This window comes from Mesorhizobium sp. M0317, assembly GCF_040321555.1.
GTDB lineage: Bacteria > Pseudomonadota > Alphaproteobacteria > Rhizobiales > Rhizobiaceae > Mesorhizobium.
The window spans coordinates 221551-236846 of record NZ_JAMYRV010000003.1; the positions used below are offsets into that span (position 1 = coordinate 221551).

15 protein-coding genes are annotated in these 15296 nt (G+C 63.5%); 6 read left to right on the top strand and 9 right to left on the bottom strand.

Annotated elements, in window-relative coordinates:
* Positions 1–64: 64 nt before the first annotated feature.
* On the bottom strand, positions 65–493 hold the full coding sequence (locus NKI88_RS05160) for a DsrE family protein (protein WP_352654030.1): 429 nt from the start codon (positions 491–493) through the stop codon (positions 65–67).
* A gap of 82 nt (positions 494–575) precedes the next feature.
* Here NKI88_RS05160 and NKI88_RS05165 point away from each other — a divergent pair, with 82 nt between their 5' ends.
* The 3 genes from NKI88_RS05165 to NKI88_RS05175 all read left to right on the top strand — a co-directional run bounded on the left by NKI88_RS05165 (position 576) and on the right by NKI88_RS05175 (position 2379).
* Complete coding sequence (locus NKI88_RS05165) at positions 576–1685, top strand: hypothetical protein (RefSeq protein ID WP_502909427.1); 1110 nt, start codon at positions 576–578, stop codon at positions 1683–1685.
* Between the two features lie 65 nt (positions 1686–1750).
* Positions 1751–1996 (top strand): antitoxin, encoded by a 246-nt coding sequence (locus tag NKI88_RS05170; protein ID WP_023711113.1) that lies wholly within the window; start codon positions 1751–1753, stop codon positions 1994–1996.
* Complete coding sequence (locus NKI88_RS05175; RefSeq protein WP_023741041.1) at positions 1993–2379, top strand: type II toxin-antitoxin system VapC family toxin; 387 nt, start codon at positions 1993–1995, stop codon at positions 2377–2379. Before NKI88_RS05170 ends, NKI88_RS05175 begins: the two co-directional genes overlap by 4 nt.
* Before the next feature lie 6 nt (positions 2380–2385).
* Here the strand turns inward: NKI88_RS05175 and NKI88_RS05180 are convergent, their stop codons facing one another.
* Together NKI88_RS05180 and NKI88_RS05185 are read right to left on the bottom strand one after the other, a co-directional pair.
* On the bottom strand, positions 2386–3315 hold the full coding sequence (locus tag NKI88_RS05180) for a cation diffusion facilitator family transporter (RefSeq protein WP_502909428.1): 930 nt from the start codon (positions 3313–3315) through the stop codon (positions 2386–2388).
* Positions 3316–3338: 23 nt separating this feature from the next.
* A complete protein-coding gene (locus NKI88_RS05185) occupies positions 3339–5528 on the bottom strand; it encodes an anthranilate synthase (RefSeq protein WP_352654036.1) in 2190 nt (729 codons plus the stop codon).
* Positions 5529–5849: 321 nt separating this feature from the next.
* On the opposite strand from NKI88_RS05185, the gene NKI88_RS05190 reads away from it, so the two are divergent.
* Entirely contained in the window at positions 5850–6620 is a 771-nt protein-coding gene (locus NKI88_RS05190; RefSeq protein WP_352654038.1) for an isocitrate lyase/PEP mutase family protein, read from the top strand.
* Position 6621: 1 nt separating this feature from the next.
* Here NKI88_RS05190 and NKI88_RS05195 read toward each other — a convergent pair whose 3' ends face one another.
* The 4 genes from NKI88_RS05195 to NKI88_RS05210 all read right to left on the bottom strand — a co-directional run bounded on the left by NKI88_RS05195 (position 6622) and on the right by NKI88_RS05210 (position 10912).
* Complete coding sequence (locus NKI88_RS05195; protein ID WP_023695830.1) at positions 6622–7677, bottom strand: succinylglutamate desuccinylase/aspartoacylase family protein; 1056 nt, start codon at positions 7675–7677, stop codon at positions 6622–6624.
* Positions 7678–7768: 91 nt separating this feature from the next.
* Positions 7769–8947 carry an MFS transporter gene (locus tag NKI88_RS05200; protein WP_352654040.1) on the bottom strand — a complete coding sequence of 393 codons (1179 nt, stop codon included), beginning with the start codon at positions 8945–8947 and terminating at the stop codon, positions 7769–7771.
* Between the two features lie 115 nt (positions 8948–9062).
* Entirely contained in the window at positions 9063–10454 is a 1392-nt protein-coding gene (locus tag NKI88_RS05205) for an FAD-containing oxidoreductase (RefSeq protein WP_352654042.1), read from the bottom strand.
* The gene (locus NKI88_RS05210) at positions 10451–10912 is read right to left on the bottom strand and encodes a membrane protein (RefSeq protein WP_023669981.1); all 462 of its coding nucleotides are present in this window, start codon (positions 10910–10912) and stop codon (positions 10451–10453) included. Before NKI88_RS05210 ends, NKI88_RS05205 begins: the two co-directional genes overlap by 4 nt.
* Positions 10913–11066: 154 nt before the next feature.
* On the opposite strand from NKI88_RS05210, the gene NKI88_RS05215 reads away from it, so the two are divergent.
* Positions 11067–11624 carry a sugar O-acetyltransferase gene (locus tag NKI88_RS05215; protein ID WP_352654044.1) on the top strand — a complete coding sequence of 186 codons (558 nt, stop codon included), beginning with the start codon at positions 11067–11069 and terminating at the stop codon, positions 11622–11624.
* Between the two features lie 15 nt (positions 11625–11639).
* Here the strand turns inward: NKI88_RS05215 and NKI88_RS05220 are convergent, their stop codons facing one another.
* Positions 11640–12635, bottom strand: a complete 996-nt coding sequence (locus NKI88_RS05220) for a helix-turn-helix domain-containing protein (protein ID WP_352654046.1) — start codon at positions 12633–12635, stop codon at positions 11640–11642.
* A gap of 127 nt (positions 12636–12762) precedes the next feature.
* Here NKI88_RS05220 and NKI88_RS05225 point away from each other — a divergent pair, with 127 nt between their 5' ends.
* On the top strand, positions 12763–13401 hold the full coding sequence (locus NKI88_RS05225; protein ID WP_352654048.1) for an isochorismatase family protein: 639 nt from the start codon (positions 12763–12765) through the stop codon (positions 13399–13401).
* Positions 13402–13474: 73 nt separating this feature from the next.
* On the opposite strand, the gene NKI88_RS05230 is transcribed toward NKI88_RS05225, so the two are convergent.
* Entirely contained in the window at positions 13475–15154 is a 1680-nt protein-coding gene (locus tag NKI88_RS05230; protein WP_023817398.1) for a formate--tetrahydrofolate ligase, read from the bottom strand.
* Positions 15155–15296: the final 142 nt, after the last annotated feature.

The following is a 15296-nucleotide window of genomic DNA, read 5'->3' on the forward strand; positions in this document are numbered from 1 at the left end:
CCTTCGGGATGTCTGCTCTCCCTTCGTAAGCTTACACCGCCTTCACGTTCAAGTCCGTGGCGGCTTATGGCCTGAGATAAGCGTAGCCCTGGCGCTGCAACTCGGCGAGTTTGACGACGCCGCCCTTGTCGGCGGCGTGAAAACCATCGAGCAGGTCGGCAAGGGTGATCTCCATGCTTTGCATTGTGTTGCCGCAAGCATGCGGCTCAAGACCCTGCTGGACGAGGCCGGCAAAGCGTCCCGAAATCGCCGCCGATATGCCTTTCGACTTGAAACCGGCAAGGGCGGGACCATGCACGACCAGCACGATGTCGAAATTGCCGCCGGTGCCTTCATAGTGGTTCTTGATGTTGCCGAGCACAAAATTGACCTTGTCGAGGTCGCTGAGATGATAGGCCACCTTCGGTCTGTCCTCGGCGGCGGCCGCCCGGCCCAGGCCGAACAGGCCGGCGGCGCCGGCAAGGCTGGCACGGAAAATGTCGCGTCGGCGCATGGCATCCTCCTCGGCTGGTGCTCATAGAAAATTGCGTGGCTGCGGCCATGATACTAGCATAAATTGACGTTACGTCCTGTCGATGCGAGGAGGGGGTCCAGTGGCATTCAGGAAGTGGAAGAATTTCGCCGTCGCCGGATTTGGCGCCATGCTGCTCGGCCCACTTGCGGGTTCGGCCGTGGCCGACGATGCGCTTAAATTGCCCCAACTCAGTGCGAGTGGCGCCGATGCCTGTTTCGGCCGTGTCTATGACGCAGCCCATCTCAAGGCGCATCCGAAGCAGAAGGTGGCGCGGATTTTCTTCCTCTATGGCCATGATCCGGTGAGCCATCCGAACGAGGAGCCGACGGCGAATGCGGACACCTCCTACAATGGCTTTCTCACTACCACGGTGCGTGGCGCCAAGACGCCGCAATGGGCCGGCGGCTGGTGCAATCACGAGTCGGAGGACGGCAAGTCGGGCCCGATCCGCTGCGGCATGGACTGCGACCGCACCATGGCTTCGCTGAAACTCGATGACAAAGGCCGCCTGATCCTCACCGATGTTTCGTCCGATCTCTATCTCGACGCCGGATCGGAAGACGAACTGGGCGAGGCTGAATATGATCGGCAGGCGCTGGGCTCAGAGGACGACAATTTCCGCCTCGACCCGATGCCGGCGGCAACCTGCAAGGCCGAATTCGCCAAGATCGATCCGATCGATCCGGCGCTGGGTGCGCCGTTGCGCGAGCGGCTGAAGCCGGACCAGCCTTTCTGCTTCGGACGCAATTACGATGCCGCGCACCTGAGCTCTCATCCCGACCAGCTGACGCAGTCGATCCGGGTCTTCCGCGGACCGGTCGAGCTTGCCTCCTTCGCCTCAGGCGGCGATGTCACAAATTGGCCCGACGGCGCAGACATCGCGGTTTCGGTGACCACCAGGAAGAACGGGACGAAGGTCACGCAGACCTATTCCTGCCAGGGCGAAGCGGATCAATGGCGCTGCGCGGCCAGTTCGAAGATGAGCAACTTTTCCTGCGATATCGCGCAAAAGGAAATCTTCCTCAAGCGCGGCGCCAACGGCACCCTGATGCTGGCCAACCCCAATAGCAGCCTGGCGCTTGTCGATCTGTGCTCGGCGGATGGCAAGACCAAGTCCGATGACAAGGTCTACCGGTTGGAGGCTATGCCGCAGTCGGCCTGCACTCGTTGAGTTCGATCTTGTCTATGACGCTACCATGGTATATATCTTTGCTATATCTCATTTGAGGATAGCACATGGACAAGGCAAAGGTGTTCTGGTCAGGCCGGTCACAAGCTGTGCGCTTGCCTAAGGAGTTTCGGTTCGAGGCAGACGAGGTTTCGATCCGTCGTCATGGGCAAACTGTCATCTTGGAGCCGCTTGCGCAGGATTGGGCATGGCTCGACCAGGTCATCGGACCGGTTGACGACGATTTCGCCCAGGGAGCGCTGGAGCGTCAGGATGGTCAGGATCGACCTGCTTTGGATGACCTCTTTAAGTGACCTACCTGCTCGACACCAATGCCGTCATAGCGATCATCTCGGGCGACGAGGGTCTGCTGGCTTTGCTCAAACGGCATGCACCACAAGACTTTGCTCTCTCGGCGGTCGTTTTGCATGAGCTGTACTACGGCGCTGAAAAGAGCCAGCGAAAGGTCCAAAATCTGGCGCGCATCGAAGCTTTGCAGTTCCCGGTACTTGAATTCGACCGAGACGACGCGAGACATGCCGGTGAGATTCGTGCTGGGCTTGCGGCACTGGGAACCCCGATTGGTCCCTACGATGCGCTGATTGGCGGGCAGGCACGTGCTCGGGACCTCACGCTGATAACCCGCAATATCCGGGAATTCGAGCGGATCAAAGATCTCACTATCGAAACGTGGTAACTCGCCTCAAGCAAACGGCACAGCAGTGGTGCCTTTCGGCAGCTTCGCCTCGTCGTCGGGCTCGACATGGATGGTGACGCGCACCGAGGGGATTTCGGCCTTCAGCGCGTCCTCGATGCGGTCGCAAATGACGTGGCTGGCGCCGACCGTCATGTCGGCGTCGACGACCAGGTGGAACTCGATGAAGGTGGCGCGGCCGGCGATGCGGGTCTTGAGGTCATGAACCTCCAGCGCGCCCTTGCAATTGGCCGAGATGATGTCGCGAATGTGCATGTGTTCGGTCGTGTCCACTGCGCGGTCCATCAGCCCGTTCATCGACGAGCCGATGACGTGCCAGCCCTGCCACAGGATGTTGAGCGCGACGATGACGGCAAGCGCCGGATCGAGGATCTGCCAACCGGTCAGGATAGCGCCGACGAGGCCGCCGAAGACGCCGACCGAGGTCACGACGTCGGTCATGATGTGCCGGCCGTCGGCGACCAGCGCCGGTGATTTTGCGCTGCGCCCGGCGCGGATCAGCGTCCAGGCCCAGAAGGCGTTGATGACGGTGGCGACACCGGTGATCGCCAGGCCCTCCCAGGGTTGTTCGAGCGGGGTCGGCGTCTGCCAGGAGCGCCAGACCTCGTTGAGGATCAAAAGCGCGGCGAGCACGATCAGCACGCCTTCCAGCACCGCCGAAAAATACTCGGCCTTGTGGTGGCCGAACGGATGGTCCTGGTCGGCCGGTTTGTAGCTGACCAGGACCGCCCAATAGGCGGCGGCCGAGGCTATGACGTTGACGATCGATTCCAATGCGTCCGAATAGAGCGCAACGGAGCCGGTGACGTACCAGGCGGCAAGCTTGAGCGCGAGCACCACGCAGGCGATGACAATCGACCAGAAGGCAAGGCTGGCGATCCTTTGCCTGGCCGCTGCCTTCGCTGCGATCGCCGCCATGTTGTCCGTTGCCGCCATCGTTTCTAAGCGGCCTTTTCCTTGGCCTTGCGCGGCAGATGCGCAACGATGTTTTCGATGATGCGCATGCCGGCATTGTGGCCGAGCGTCATGATCGATTCCGGATGGAACTGGACGGCGGCGATCGGCTCCTTGCGGTGTTCGAAGGCCATGATGATGCCATCCTCGGTCTCGGCGGTGACGATGAAATCGTCGGGCAGCCGCACCGGATCGGCAAAGATCGAGTGGTAGCGGCCGACGGTCACTTCCTTGGGCAGGCCGGAGAAGATGATTCCGGGCTTGGAGACGCGGATGCGCGACGGCTTGCCGTGCATCGGCACGTGCAACTGCCTGAGTTCGCCGCCATAGGCCTCGGCCAGCGCCTGCAGGCCAAGGCAGACACCGAAGATCGGCAGGTCGCGGGCGCGGGCGTTCTTGATGGTCGCGGCGCAGTCGAAATCCTTCGGCGTGCCCGGTCCGGGCGACAGCACGACGAGATCGGGCTTCAGCCGTTCGAAGACTTCTTCCGGCACCGGCGAACGCACGGTCGAGACATTGGCACCGGTCTGGCGGAAATAGTTGGCCAGTGTGTGGACAAAGGAGTCTTCGTGGTCGACGAGCAGGATGTTGACGCCGTCGCCGACGCGCGCGGTGGTGCGTTCGGCGCCTGCGGCATTGCCCAATTTGGCGTCGCGAATGGCGGAGAGCATGGCGGATGCCTTCAGTTCGGTTTCGGCTTCTTCTTCCTCGGGGATGCTGTCGAAGAGCAACGTGGCGCCTGCTCGCACCTCGGCAATGCCGTCCTTGATGCGGATGGTGCGGAGCGTCAGGCCGGTGTTCATGTCGCCGTTGAAATTGACCATGCCGATGGCGCCGGCATACCAGGCTCGCGGGCTCTTTTCGTTCTGCTCGATGAAGCGCATGGCCCACAGTTTCGGCGCGCCGGTGACGGTGACCGCCCAGGCATGCGACAGGAAGGCGTCGAAGACATCCATGCCTTCGCGCAGGCGCCCTTCGATGTGATCGACGGTGTGGATCAGGCGTGAATACATCTCGATCTGGCGGCGGCCGATGACGCGCACCGAGCCCGGATCGCAGACCCTGGACTTGTCGTTGCGGTCGACGTCCGAGCACATGGTCAGCTCGGATTCATCCTTCTTGGAATTGAGCAGCTTCAGGATCTGCTCGCTGTCGGAAATGGCGTCGTCGCCGCGCTTGATGGTGCCGGAGATCGGGCAGGTCTCTACGCGGCGGCCGTTGACGCGCACGAACATTTCGGGCGAGGCGCCGATCAGATACTCGTTTTCGCCGAGATTGATGAAGAAGGAATAGGGCGACGGGTTGATCGACTTCAGCTTGCGCGAGATTTCGGAAGGCTGCGTCTCGCAGCGTTCGTAGAACATCTGCCCGGGCACGACCTCGAACAGGTCGCCGCGCTTGAAACTATCCATCGCCTTGCGCACCAGATTGGCGTATTCGCCAGGCTCATGGTCGCCGCGCGGCGGGATGCGGTCGGCGGTCTTGAACGGCTCGGCGATCTCGTCACGCGGCAGGCCCTCCGTCGAAAAACCGTCGCCGGAATAGTCGTAACGGTCGGTCCAGGCCTTGGTCGAATAATGGTCGACGACCAGGATCTCGTCGGGCAGGAACAGGACCAGGTCGCGCTGGCTCTGTTTGCGCTCGAGCTTGTAATCGACCGGATCGAACTGGAAGGCGAGGTCATAGCCGAAAGCGCCGTAGAGGCCGAGATTGGCGTCTTCCTCGGTCTTGAACAGAGCGGTGATGGCGCGCAGCACGGTGAAGACTGAGGGAACGCGGCTGCGCTCCTCCTCGGTGAAGACGCGGCCGGGTTTGGCGACATCGAGGCGGATCAGCTTTTTCGAGGTTTCAGCAATCGTCACCTCCGCAATGCCGGCCAGCGTCTTGCCGATCACCGGCAGCAGCACTTCGCCACGGCCATTCAGCGCCTCGATGCGCATGGCGCGGCCACGCGCGGAAATCACCAGCGGCGGATCGATGATGGCCGTATCCCAGCGTGTGTAGCGGCCCGGATATTCGTAATTCGAGGAAAACACCGCACCACGGCGCGAGTTCAAACCATCGACATAAGCGTCGATCGCACCGGCGTAAGGCTTGTCGTGGCGTTCGCGGGTGATGGTGACACCACCTGCGGTCACGAAGCTTTCCGCGCCGTTTTCCAGAGCCTTCATCGTCATTGCCGTCTCCATATGGCTTGTTGGGGCAACGGACCCGGGAATGGCTTTGAAAAAACAAATGGCCGCCCGGACATTCCGTTGCGGCCACCCTCTATTTTCACGCGCACGCGTTCGAACAGGCCGCTGTCAGCGAGCCCACCACCAAATGGTCTTGATCGAGCGCATGTTCATGGGCGAAATCCATAGCGGCGAAAAGCCGGATGCGCAACAGGTTTGAAAGGCCTGTTTGTGGCCGCCGCTTCTGCAGCCCATGGCACATCGCCAAGGCTTGGGGTCCTGCCTAGACTGTTCGTCCAACATCGGAAAGACGGGAAGACAGCAATGACCGAGCAGATCGAGCGCGCACGCACGTTCCATGCCCTTCATGTCAAGGGCAACCCGATCGTTCTCTACAATGCCTGGGATCCGGGCTCGGCCAAGATCGTCGAGAGGGCGGGCGCCAAGGCGATGGCCACCGGAAGCTGGCCGGTCGCGGCTGCTTTTGGTTATGCCGATGGCGAGAAAATTCCGCTGGAGCTGGCGCTGGACAACATCAAGCGCATCGTGGCGGCAGTCGACCTGCCGGTGACCATGGACCTCGAAGGCGGCTACGGCGTCGAGCCGGTGACTGTCGGCCAGACGGTGACACGTGCCCTGCAGGCCGGCGCCATCGGTTTCAATTTCGAGGACCAGATCGTCGGCGGCGCCGGTCTGCACGACATCGCCATACAGGTGATGCGCATCGAGGCGGCAGCGGCGGCGGTGAAGGCTTCCGGCATTCCCGCCTTTATCAACGCCCGTACCGACATTTTCCTCAAGGCCAAGCCGGATGTGCATGACAGCGTGCTGCTCGACCAGGCCATCGAGCGGGCGCACGCTTATGAAAAGGCAGGAGCGAGCGGCTTCTTTGCGCCGGGGCTCGGCGACGAGGGTCTGATCGAGGCGCTGTGCAAGGCGACGGCATTGCCGGTCAACATCATCGCGCTGGCGCATGTGCCGCCGCGCCAGCGCCTGGCCGAGCTTGGTGTCGCCCGTGTCAGCCACGGGCCGGTGCCGTACCGGCAGATGGCCGAATGGCTGGAGGCCAAGGCGCGGCTGGCGATTTCGGGTTAGCTCAGTCCTCCAGCGTGCCTGACCTCGCGTCGGCGCTCTTCTTGTCGCCGACCAGCTTCAAGAGATCCTCGCCGGCGCGGATGATGCGGCGCGAGCGGCGGGTCAGGATGACGCCGTCCTGCGGCGCCAGCACTTCGGTGCGGCCGCCGGCCTCGCCCGGTGTGTGGACGATGGTGGCGAGGCGCGCGCCCTTGGCGACGCGGTCGCCGGGCTTGACGTCGTAGAGGATGGCGCCGGCCCGGGGCGCCGGCATCATGTCGATGTTCTCCAGCGGCGCGACGAGGCCCTTGAACGCGCCGGGTGCGGGAAGGGCGGTATCGGCGATGACGCCGCGCGCCGCCAGCAGCCGGTAAAGCCCTTCGGCATCGGAACTTGCCAGCGCGCCGTCGACATCCAGCATGCCACGGTATTCTACCGTGGTGGCAACGCGGCGGTCGAGCTTCGCCACGTTGGCGGGGACGTTCTGGTAGGGCATGATCGTGGCGCCCTCGAAGGTGCCGTCGGTGTCCTCGCTCCACAACACCACGGCGTCGATACCCATGGCGGCGGCGCAATCGGCCATCGCGGGCCACAGGCTGGCGTGGACGTAGAGATAGGCAAGGCCCTCGTCGTCGCAATGCAGGTCGAGCACGATGTCGTGGCCGAGCGACAGCTGCACCAGACGGGTCTTCAATCGCTGGTCGGGGGTGCCAAGCGTGGTGTCGGGCAAAAGCTTGGCGTCCGGTGCTGCGAGCAACGGAAAGCCGCGGTTGAAATTGTTGCGGGTGCCGAGATGAAAGCGGCCCTGGTGCTCGCCGAAATGATATTGCGCGCGGCCGATCGGATTGGCCCAGGGCACGACCGTGATGCTGCCCTTGATGCGGCCTTCCGCTTCGGCCTTGTTCAGCGCCGGCATCAGCGCGTCGATGGCGACGACACCAGGCAATTCACCGGCGTGGAGTGCTGCCTGCAGATAGGCCGAAGGTGCTGCCTTGTCGGCGCCGGCGAAGCGGAACACCGGGAATTCGTAGGAAACGCCTTCGGTATCGCCGGCGATGCGTTCGATCGATTTCTGCATGGGATGCCTCCAGGATAAGAGGCAGAACACATGCACTTTTGCCGAAGGGCTGTCGATTGGTCCAGTTCGCGCCGCCATGGGCGCAATGGAATTATTCGGCGGCGGCCGGAACCGTCGTTATCGGCGCCGATCCTTCGAGCGCCTGCGAGACAACGGCTACGCTGACCGCCAGCAGGGCCAGCACCGCGCCGACCAGCGGCAAATGAGCATAGGAAAGGCCGGCCGACAGAGCCACGCCGCCGATCCAGGCGCCGCTGGCATTGCCGATATTGAATGCGCCCTGGTTGAGCGTGGCGGCGAGGTTCGGCCCTTCCGAAGCCGCTTCGACGACGCGGATCTGCAGCGGCGGCACGACGACGAAGATCAGCAGTCCCCACAAGAAGACGACGCCGATGGCGACGCTGGCGATAGCGCCGAACTGCATGAAGCCGACAAACAGAACTGCCATCAAAAGCAGCGTGCCGATGACCGTCGGCATCAATTTCCAGTCGGCCAGCCGGCCGCCGATGATGTTGCCTATGGTCATGCCGGCGCCGAACAGCAGCAGGACCCAGGTGACCGCGGAGGTCGAAAGGCCGGAGACATCGGTAAGGTAGGGCTTGATGTAGGTGAAGACGGCAAACAGGCTGGCCGAGGCCAGCGAGGCGATCAGCATGGCGAGCCAGACCTGCAGCTTGCCCAGCACGCGCAGTTCGCTGCGCAGGCCGCCGCCGCTCGGTTCGACGACATTGGATGGCACCAGCCAGGCGATGGCGGCAACAGAGATCAGGCCGATGCCGACGACGGCAAAGAAGGTGGAGCGCCAGCCGAAGGCTTCGCCAAGCGCGGTGCCGGCAGGAACGCCGAGAATGTTGGAGAGCGTCAATCCCGCGAACATCATCGCCATGGCGCTGGCGCGCTTGTTGCGCGGCACCAGGCTGGCGGCAACGACGGAACCAATGCCGAAAAAGGCGCCATGACCGAACGCGGTGAAGACGCGCGCGGCCATCAGAAGCCAGTAATTGGGCGCAATGGCGCAGAGCAGATTGCCGACGACGAACATCGCGGTCAGCGCGACCAGCACCGGCTTGCGCGGCAGATGCGCGGTGGCCATGGCGACGATGGGTGCGCCGAAGACGACGCCCAGCGCATAGCCGGTGACCAGCAGGCCGGCCGAGGGTATCGACACTCCGAGATCGGCCGCAACCTCCGGCAACAGGCCCATGATGACGAATTCGGTGGTGCCGATGCAGAAGGACGCAATGGCAAGCGCAAGGATCGGCAAAGGCATGGAAAATCCAGACTGAATCGGTTCAATTCAGACTGAACGAGAAGCCTTGCCGCGCGCAATGCACATTGCTGCAACGCACCAATGCAGAAAGCGCTGAGCTTGACGCGGGGCTATGTCAGGCGAGCGGCTTCAGCTCCTGGGCGATGGTTGGCAACAGCTCCGAGACGTTGGGGTGGATATGCACGGCGCGCGCCAGCGTATCGACCGGCGCCTTGGCGTACATCAGGTCGAGCACGCAGTGCACCGCCTCGTCGCCGCCGGGGCCGAGCACGGAGCAGCCGAGGATTTGCCTGGTGTCGGCATCGACCAGGATCTTCATGAAACCTTGCGTCTCGCCCTTTTCGATGGCGCGGCCGACGCGGGTCATCGGCCGCTGGCCGACCAGCGCCTTGCGCCCGGATTTCTTCACCGCCGCCTCGGTCATGCCGCAGCGGCCGAGCGGCGGATCGATGTAGAGCGCATAGGCCTCGATGCGGTCGCTGACCTTGCGCGGATCGTCGTCGAGCAGATTGGCGGCGACGATCTCATAGTCGTTGTAGGAGGTGTGGGTGAAGGCGCCCTTGCCGTTGCAGTCGCCCATCGCCCAGATGCCGGGCACGCTGGTGCGCAACTGGTCGTCGACGGTGACGAAGCCGCGCAGATCGACCGCGATGCCGGTCTTGTCGAGACCGAGATCGTCGGTGTTGGGGGTGCGGCCGAGTGCCAGAAGCACATGCGAGCCGACCGCCGGCGGCTTGCCGGACGAGAAGGTCACGGCGATGTCCTTGCCCTGTCTGGCAAAGCGGATGTCGTCGGCGCCGACATGGACTTCTATGGCTTCGTTTTGGAGGATCGATAGGATGGCCGCCGACACGTCCTCGTCCTCGCGGCCGGTCAGGCGCGAACTCTTCTCGATGACGGTGACTTCAGAGCCGAAGCGGCGAAACATCTGCGCGAATTCAAGAGAGATGTAGCTGCCGCCGACGACGATAAGATGGCGCGGCAAAACATCGAGATCCATCATCGAGGAGTTGGTGAGGTAGTCGACGTCGTTGACGCCCGGCAGGTCGGGCACCGAGGCGCGGCCGCCGGTGTTGAGGAAGATCTTTTCGGCGGTCAGAAGGTCGCCGCCGACACGCACGGTGTTGGCGGATTCGAAGCGGGCGTGGCCGCGATAAAGCGTGCAGCCCTTCATGCCGGCGATCCACGTCTCCAGATTGCTGCGGGAGTCGTTTGTGACCTTGTCCTTGCGCGCCTTGATCCTCTTGTAGTCCACGCCGACAGGGCCTGAGAACGTCACGCCGTAGTCCGCGGCACGCCGCGCCAGATGCGCGGCATAGGCGCTGGCGACCATGGTCTTGGTCGGCATGCAGCCGGTGTTGACGCAGGTGCCGCCGACCAGCTTGCGCTCGATCAGCGCCACGCTCATGCCGGCTGACGTCAGCCGGCCGGCGAGAGGAGGGCCGGCCTGTCCGGCGCCGATGATGATGGCGTCGTATGTCTTGGCGTCTGAGGCTTGGGCAGTCATACCACCGCCGCCACGATCAGCAGGCCGCCGATGATCGCCACCGCGTCCTCGATGAGGGCGGCAGGCAAATCCTTGCCGAAGGCGGCGGCCAACCGGCCGCGCGCTTCGGCGCCGCCATAGGTGCCGATGACAGCACCGATGGCGCCGGCAATCAGGCCGCCAATGGTGGAACCGGCAGTGGCGCCGATCACCGCGCCGCTGAAGGCGCCAAGCAGGATGCGGGCGCCGAATTGCTGCGGCACCTTGCGGCTCGGCGTCGAGGGCAGCTGGTCGGTGACCAGTTCGACGATGGCGAGGATGGTGAAGATACCGACGGCGGCCCAATGGCCCATGAAACTTGCCCAGGTGCCGGCCACCGGCAGCCAGCCGAGATAGGCGCCCCAGGCGATCGCGCCCGGCGCGGTCATGGCGCGAAGACCGGCAATGACGCCGATCAGAAGTGCAAGCAAATAGAGCATGTCGATCCCCTCGAAAGCAGGCCCGGGACTGGCCCACGAGGGCAAGCTAGCATAGGTCCTACGTTTGACGAGAGTAGGCGATGGTGCTTCTTCCATCAGTGAGCATTGTACTTTGGTAACCAGTCGAACATGACGAAGGGACGGAGTCGCTGTGATGGCCGGAAGCGAACGCACAAGGATGATTGCAGGCGAATGGTACATCTGCATCGACGACGAACTGGAGGCGCTGCGGGCGATCGCGCGCGATGCGGTGTTCGAGCATAATACGCTACGGCCCCAGCAACGCGGCAATATCGGCCCGGCGCTATTGGCGCTGCTCGGCAGCGCGGGCGCAGGCTCCCGCATCGAGGCGCCGTTCCACTGCGCCTACGGTTTCAACATCCATCTCGGCGACGGCGCCTTCCTCAATGCCGGCTGCACCATCCTCGACACCGCGCCGGTGCGTATCGGCAGGCGGACGCTTCTCGGCCCCAATGTGCAGATCTACTGCGCCGAGCACCACAAGGAGGCCGCTGGCTGTCAGTCGGGACTGGAGATTGCCAGGCCGGTCACCATCGGCGATGACGCCTGGATCGGCGGCAGCGCCATCATCCTCGGCGGCATCAGCATCGGCGATGGCGCCATAGTCGGCGCCGGCGCGGTGGTGACGCGCGACGTCCCTGACAACACCACGGTGGTCGGCAATCCGGCGCGGGCGGTCAAGCGGGGCTGAACTCGTCGTGGGCGGTCAGTATGAAGCCGTGCGTGCCATGCGCTCGTCCGGACCGGCTCGCCGCGAGAATTCACGCCGGTATTGGGCCGGTGACGTCTTGAGCCGTGCGGCGAAATGCTGGCGCAGCGAGGTGGCGCTGCCGAAGCCGGCTTCGAAGGCCACCATGTCCATCGATTTTTCCGTCGCCTCCCGCAGCCGTTGCGCCAGTTCGATGCGTTGGCCGGCCAACCATTCGCCAAAGCTGGTGCCGATCGATTTCTGGAAACGGCGGGTGAAAGTGCGCCGGGTCAGGCCCGCGGCCTCCGCGACGCGGTCGAGGTTGTGCGTTTGTCCGAGCGTTGCCCGCACCTTGTCGAGCGCCAAGGTGAAGCGGTCGGTGGCCGGGGTTTTCGCCAGCGGGCGCTCGATGAACTGCGCTTGCCCACCCTGCCGGTGCGGCGACAGCACGATGTGCCTGGCCAGCCGCAGCGCTACCTCTGCGCCATAGCGGGCGCGCACAATGTGCAGGCAGCAATCGAGCCCGGCGGCGACGCCGGCCGAGGTGACGATGTCGCCGTCGTCGACATAGAGCACGTCGGCGTCGACTTCGATGTCCGGGTATAATGTTTGCAGCCGGTCGGTGGAGGCCCAATGTGTCGTCGCCCGCCGGCCCGCAAGCAGCCCGGCGGCGGCAATGGCGAAGGTGCCGAGACAGAGGCCGACGATCACCGCACCGCGCCGGTGCGCGTGGGTGAGCGCTGCCAGGAGCGGCGGCGGAATTGGGGCCTCGAGATCCTTCCAGCTCGGAATGATGACGATGTCGGCATCGTCGAATGCGGAAAGGCCATACGGCACCGCGATGGTCAGCCCGGCATCGGTGTGGATCGCTCCATCGTCGAGCGCGCAGACGCGAAAGTCGAAACGCGGCAAGCCAAGCTTGGTGCGGTCGGTGCCGAACACCACGCACGGCACGGAGAGGTGGAACGGGCTGATGCCGTCAAAGGCGAGAACGGCAATGATCGGGTCGGCCATGCGTGTTTCCAGCAAGCGAAAAGCGAATTGTCCTAATTCTTTCGAATGATGTCAATCGGGCCACTTTTGGCAGCCGGGCGATCCGCCTATTTTCGACCTGTCCCATTCAAGCCCGAAGGAGAACACCATGTCCGCCAATATCACGCCGCGCCGCGCGCTCATCGTCATCGATGTCCAGAACGATTATGATGGCGGCAACCTCGCCATCCAGTATCCGCCGTTCCGCGACAGCGTCGTCAATGTCGCGCGCGCTATGGATGCCGCCGCTGCGGCCGGCGTGAAGGTGGTGGTCGTCAAGCAGATGGCGCCCGAGACCTCGCCAGTCTTCGCCAAGGGCAGCCATGGCGGCGAACTGCATCCCGAGATCGCCCGGCGAAGCCGCGACCACTATGTCGAGAAGTCACTGCCTAGCGCCTTCGCCGGCACCGACCTCGAGGCGTGGCTGCGCGCCAATACCATCGATACGATAACGGTGATCGGCTACATGACGCATAATTGCGACCTGTCGAGCATCATCCACGCCGCGCTTGTCGGCTTTGCGGTCGAGTTCCTGTCCGACGCCACCGGTTCGCTGCCTTACGCCAACAGCGCCGGCTACGCCTCGGCCGAGGAGATCCACCGCGTGGTGTCCATCATCCTGCAGTCGCGCTTTGCGGCCGTGCTCAAGACCGCCGAATGGATCGATTGCCTGAAGACCGGTGCTTTGCCCGAACGCGACACGCCCTATGCGTCCAACCAGCGCGCGCTGGCGCGCAACGCTGCATAGGCAAATCTGTCCCCGAAAAGCAAAAGGGCGGCCAGTGGCCGCCCTTCTTGGATCTCGCAACGATCTCGAATTTTCAAAACAGGCCTTCGATCTGGCCGATCTCGTTGAGGAAGATTTTTTCCGAGGACGGCGCCTTGGGCAGGCCGGGCATGGTCATGACCTCACCGCAGATGACGACGACGAAGCCGGCGCCCGCCGAAAGCCTGACCTCGCGCACCGGCACGGTGTGGCCGGTCGGCGCGCCACGCAGGTTCGGGTCGGTCGAGAAGGAATATTGGGTCTTGGCCATGCAGACCGGCAGGTGCCCGTAGCCGGCCTGCTCCCAGGCATGCAGCTGGTCGCGCACCGACTTGTCGGCGATCGCCTCGTCGCCGCGATAGATGCGCTGGACGATGGTGTTGATCTTCTCGAACAGCGGCATTGCGTCGGGATAGAGCGGCGCGAACTGCGAGGCGCCGGATTCGGCGATCTCGACGACCTTGCGCGCCAACTCCTCAATGCCGGCAGAGCCATTGGCCCAATGCTTGCACAGGATCGCCTCGGCGCCGAGCGAGGCGACGAAATCCTTCATCGCCTGGATTTCCACCTCGGTATCGGTGGTGAAATGATTGATCGCCACGATCGCAGGCACGCCGAACTGTTTCACATTCTCGATGTGGCGGCCCAGATTGAGGCAGCCCTTCTTGACTGCCTCGATGTTTTCCTTGCCGAGGTCTTCCTTCTTGACGCCGCCATTCATCTTCATGGCGCGCACGGTGGCGACGATGACGGCAGCCGCCGGCTTCAAACCCGCCTTGCGGCACTTGATGTCGAAGAATTTTTCGGCTCCGAGGTCGGCGCCGAAGCCGGCTTCGGTGACGACGTAGTCGGCGAGCTTCAGCGCCGTGGTGGTGGCGACCACCGAGTTGCAGCCATGCGCGATGTTGGCGAACGGGCCGCCATGCACGAAGGCAGGGTTGTTCTCCAGCGTCTGCACCAGGTTTGGCTGCATGGCGTCCTTCAACAACACCGCCATGGCGCCGTCGGCCTTCAAGTCGCGGGCATAGACCGGGCTCTTGTCGCGGCGGTAGGCGACGATGATGTCGCCGAGGCGCTTTTCCAGATCCTTGAGGTCGGTGGAAAGGCACAGGATCGCCATCACTTCAGAGGCGACGGTGATGTCGAAGCCTGCCTCGCGCGGATAACCGTTGGCGACGCCGCCGAGCGAGCAGATGATTTCGCGCAGCGCCCGGTCGTTCATGTCCATGACGCGGCGCCAGGCGACGCGGCGGGTGTCGATGCCGAGCTCATTGCCCCAGTAGATGTGGTTGTCGATCAGCGCCGACAAAAGATTGTGCGCCGTGGTGATGGCGTGGAAGTCGCCGGTGAAGTGGAGGTTCATGTCCTCCATCGGCACGACCTGCGCGTAGCCGCCGCCGGCGGCACCGCCCTTGACGCCGAAATTCGGGCCGAGCGAAGCCTCGCGGATGCAGACGATCGCCTTCTTGCCGATGCGGTTCAGACCGTCACCAAGGCCGACGGTGGTGGTCGTCTTGCCTTCGCCGGCCGGCGTCGGGTTGATGGCGGTGACGAGGATCAGCTTGCCGTCCTTGTTGCCCTTCACCGATTTGATGAATTCGGCCGAAATCTTCGCCTTGTCGTGGCCGTAGGGCAAAAGGTGCTCGGTCGGGATGCCGATCTTCTGGCCGATCTCCTGGATCTGCTTTTTCTTGGCGCCGCGCGCGATCTCGATGTCGGACTTCACTTCGGCCATGACGGCTTTCCTTCGGATTGGACGGTGGAGGGGACGGGTTTGATCTCACTCGCAGGCATGTTGAACCCGGGCGCGGGCATGTTCTAACCCTGTCGCTCCCGCGGCGTCAACTTGCATGCAACTATGTTTCCTATGAAGAAAG

Bases quoted from the DNA above. Each gene is read 5' to 3' on its own strand.
- NKI88_RS05205 (WP_352654042.1), bottom strand. From the start codon at position 10,454: ATGACTGCCCAAGCCTCAGACGCCAAGACATACGACGCCATCATCATC.
- NKI88_RS05230 (WP_023817398.1), bottom strand. From the start codon at position 15,154: ATGGCCGAAGTGAAGTCCGACATCGAGATCGCGCGCGGCGCCAAGAAA.
- NKI88_RS05180 (WP_502909428.1), bottom strand. From the start codon at position 3,315: ATGGCGGCGATCGCAGCGAAGGCAGCGGCCAGGCAAAGGATCGCCAGC.
- NKI88_RS05220 (WP_352654046.1), bottom strand. From the start codon at position 12,635: ATGGCCGACCCGATCATTGCCGTTCTCGCCTTTGACGGCATCAGCCCG.
- NKI88_RS05190 (WP_352654038.1), top strand. From the start codon at position 5,850: ATGACCGAGCAGATCGAGCGCGCACGCACGTTCCATGCCCTTCATGTC.
- NKI88_RS05160 (WP_352654030.1), bottom strand. From the start codon at position 493: ATGCGCCGACGCGACATTTTCCGTGCCAGCCTTGCCGGCGCCGCCGGC.
- NKI88_RS05225 (WP_352654048.1), top strand. From the start codon at position 12,763: ATGTCCGCCAATATCACGCCGCGCCGCGCGCTCATCGTCATCGATGTC.
- NKI88_RS05210 (WP_023669981.1), bottom strand. From the start codon at position 10,912: ATGCTCTATTTGCTTGCACTTCTGATCGGCGTCATTGCCGGTCTTCGC.
- NKI88_RS05215 (WP_352654044.1), top strand. From the start codon at position 11,067: ATGGCCGGAAGCGAACGCACAAGGATGATTGCAGGCGAATGGTACATC.
- NKI88_RS05195 (WP_023695830.1), bottom strand. From the start codon at position 7,677: ATGCAGAAATCGATCGAACGCATCGCCGGCGATACCGAAGGCGTTTCC.
- NKI88_RS05185 (WP_352654036.1), bottom strand. From the start codon at position 5,528: ATGACGATGAAGGCTCTGGAAAACGGCGCGGAAAGCTTCGTGACCGCA.
- NKI88_RS05200 (WP_352654040.1), bottom strand. From the start codon at position 8,947: ATGCCTTTGCCGATCCTTGCGCTTGCCATTGCGTCCTTCTGCATCGGC.
- NKI88_RS05170 (WP_023711113.1), top strand. From the start codon at position 1,751: ATGGACAAGGCAAAGGTGTTCTGGTCAGGCCGGTCACAAGCTGTGCGC.
- NKI88_RS05165 (WP_502909427.1), top strand. From the start codon at position 576: ATGCGAGGAGGGGGTCCAGTGGCATTCAGGAAGTGGAAGAATTTCGCC.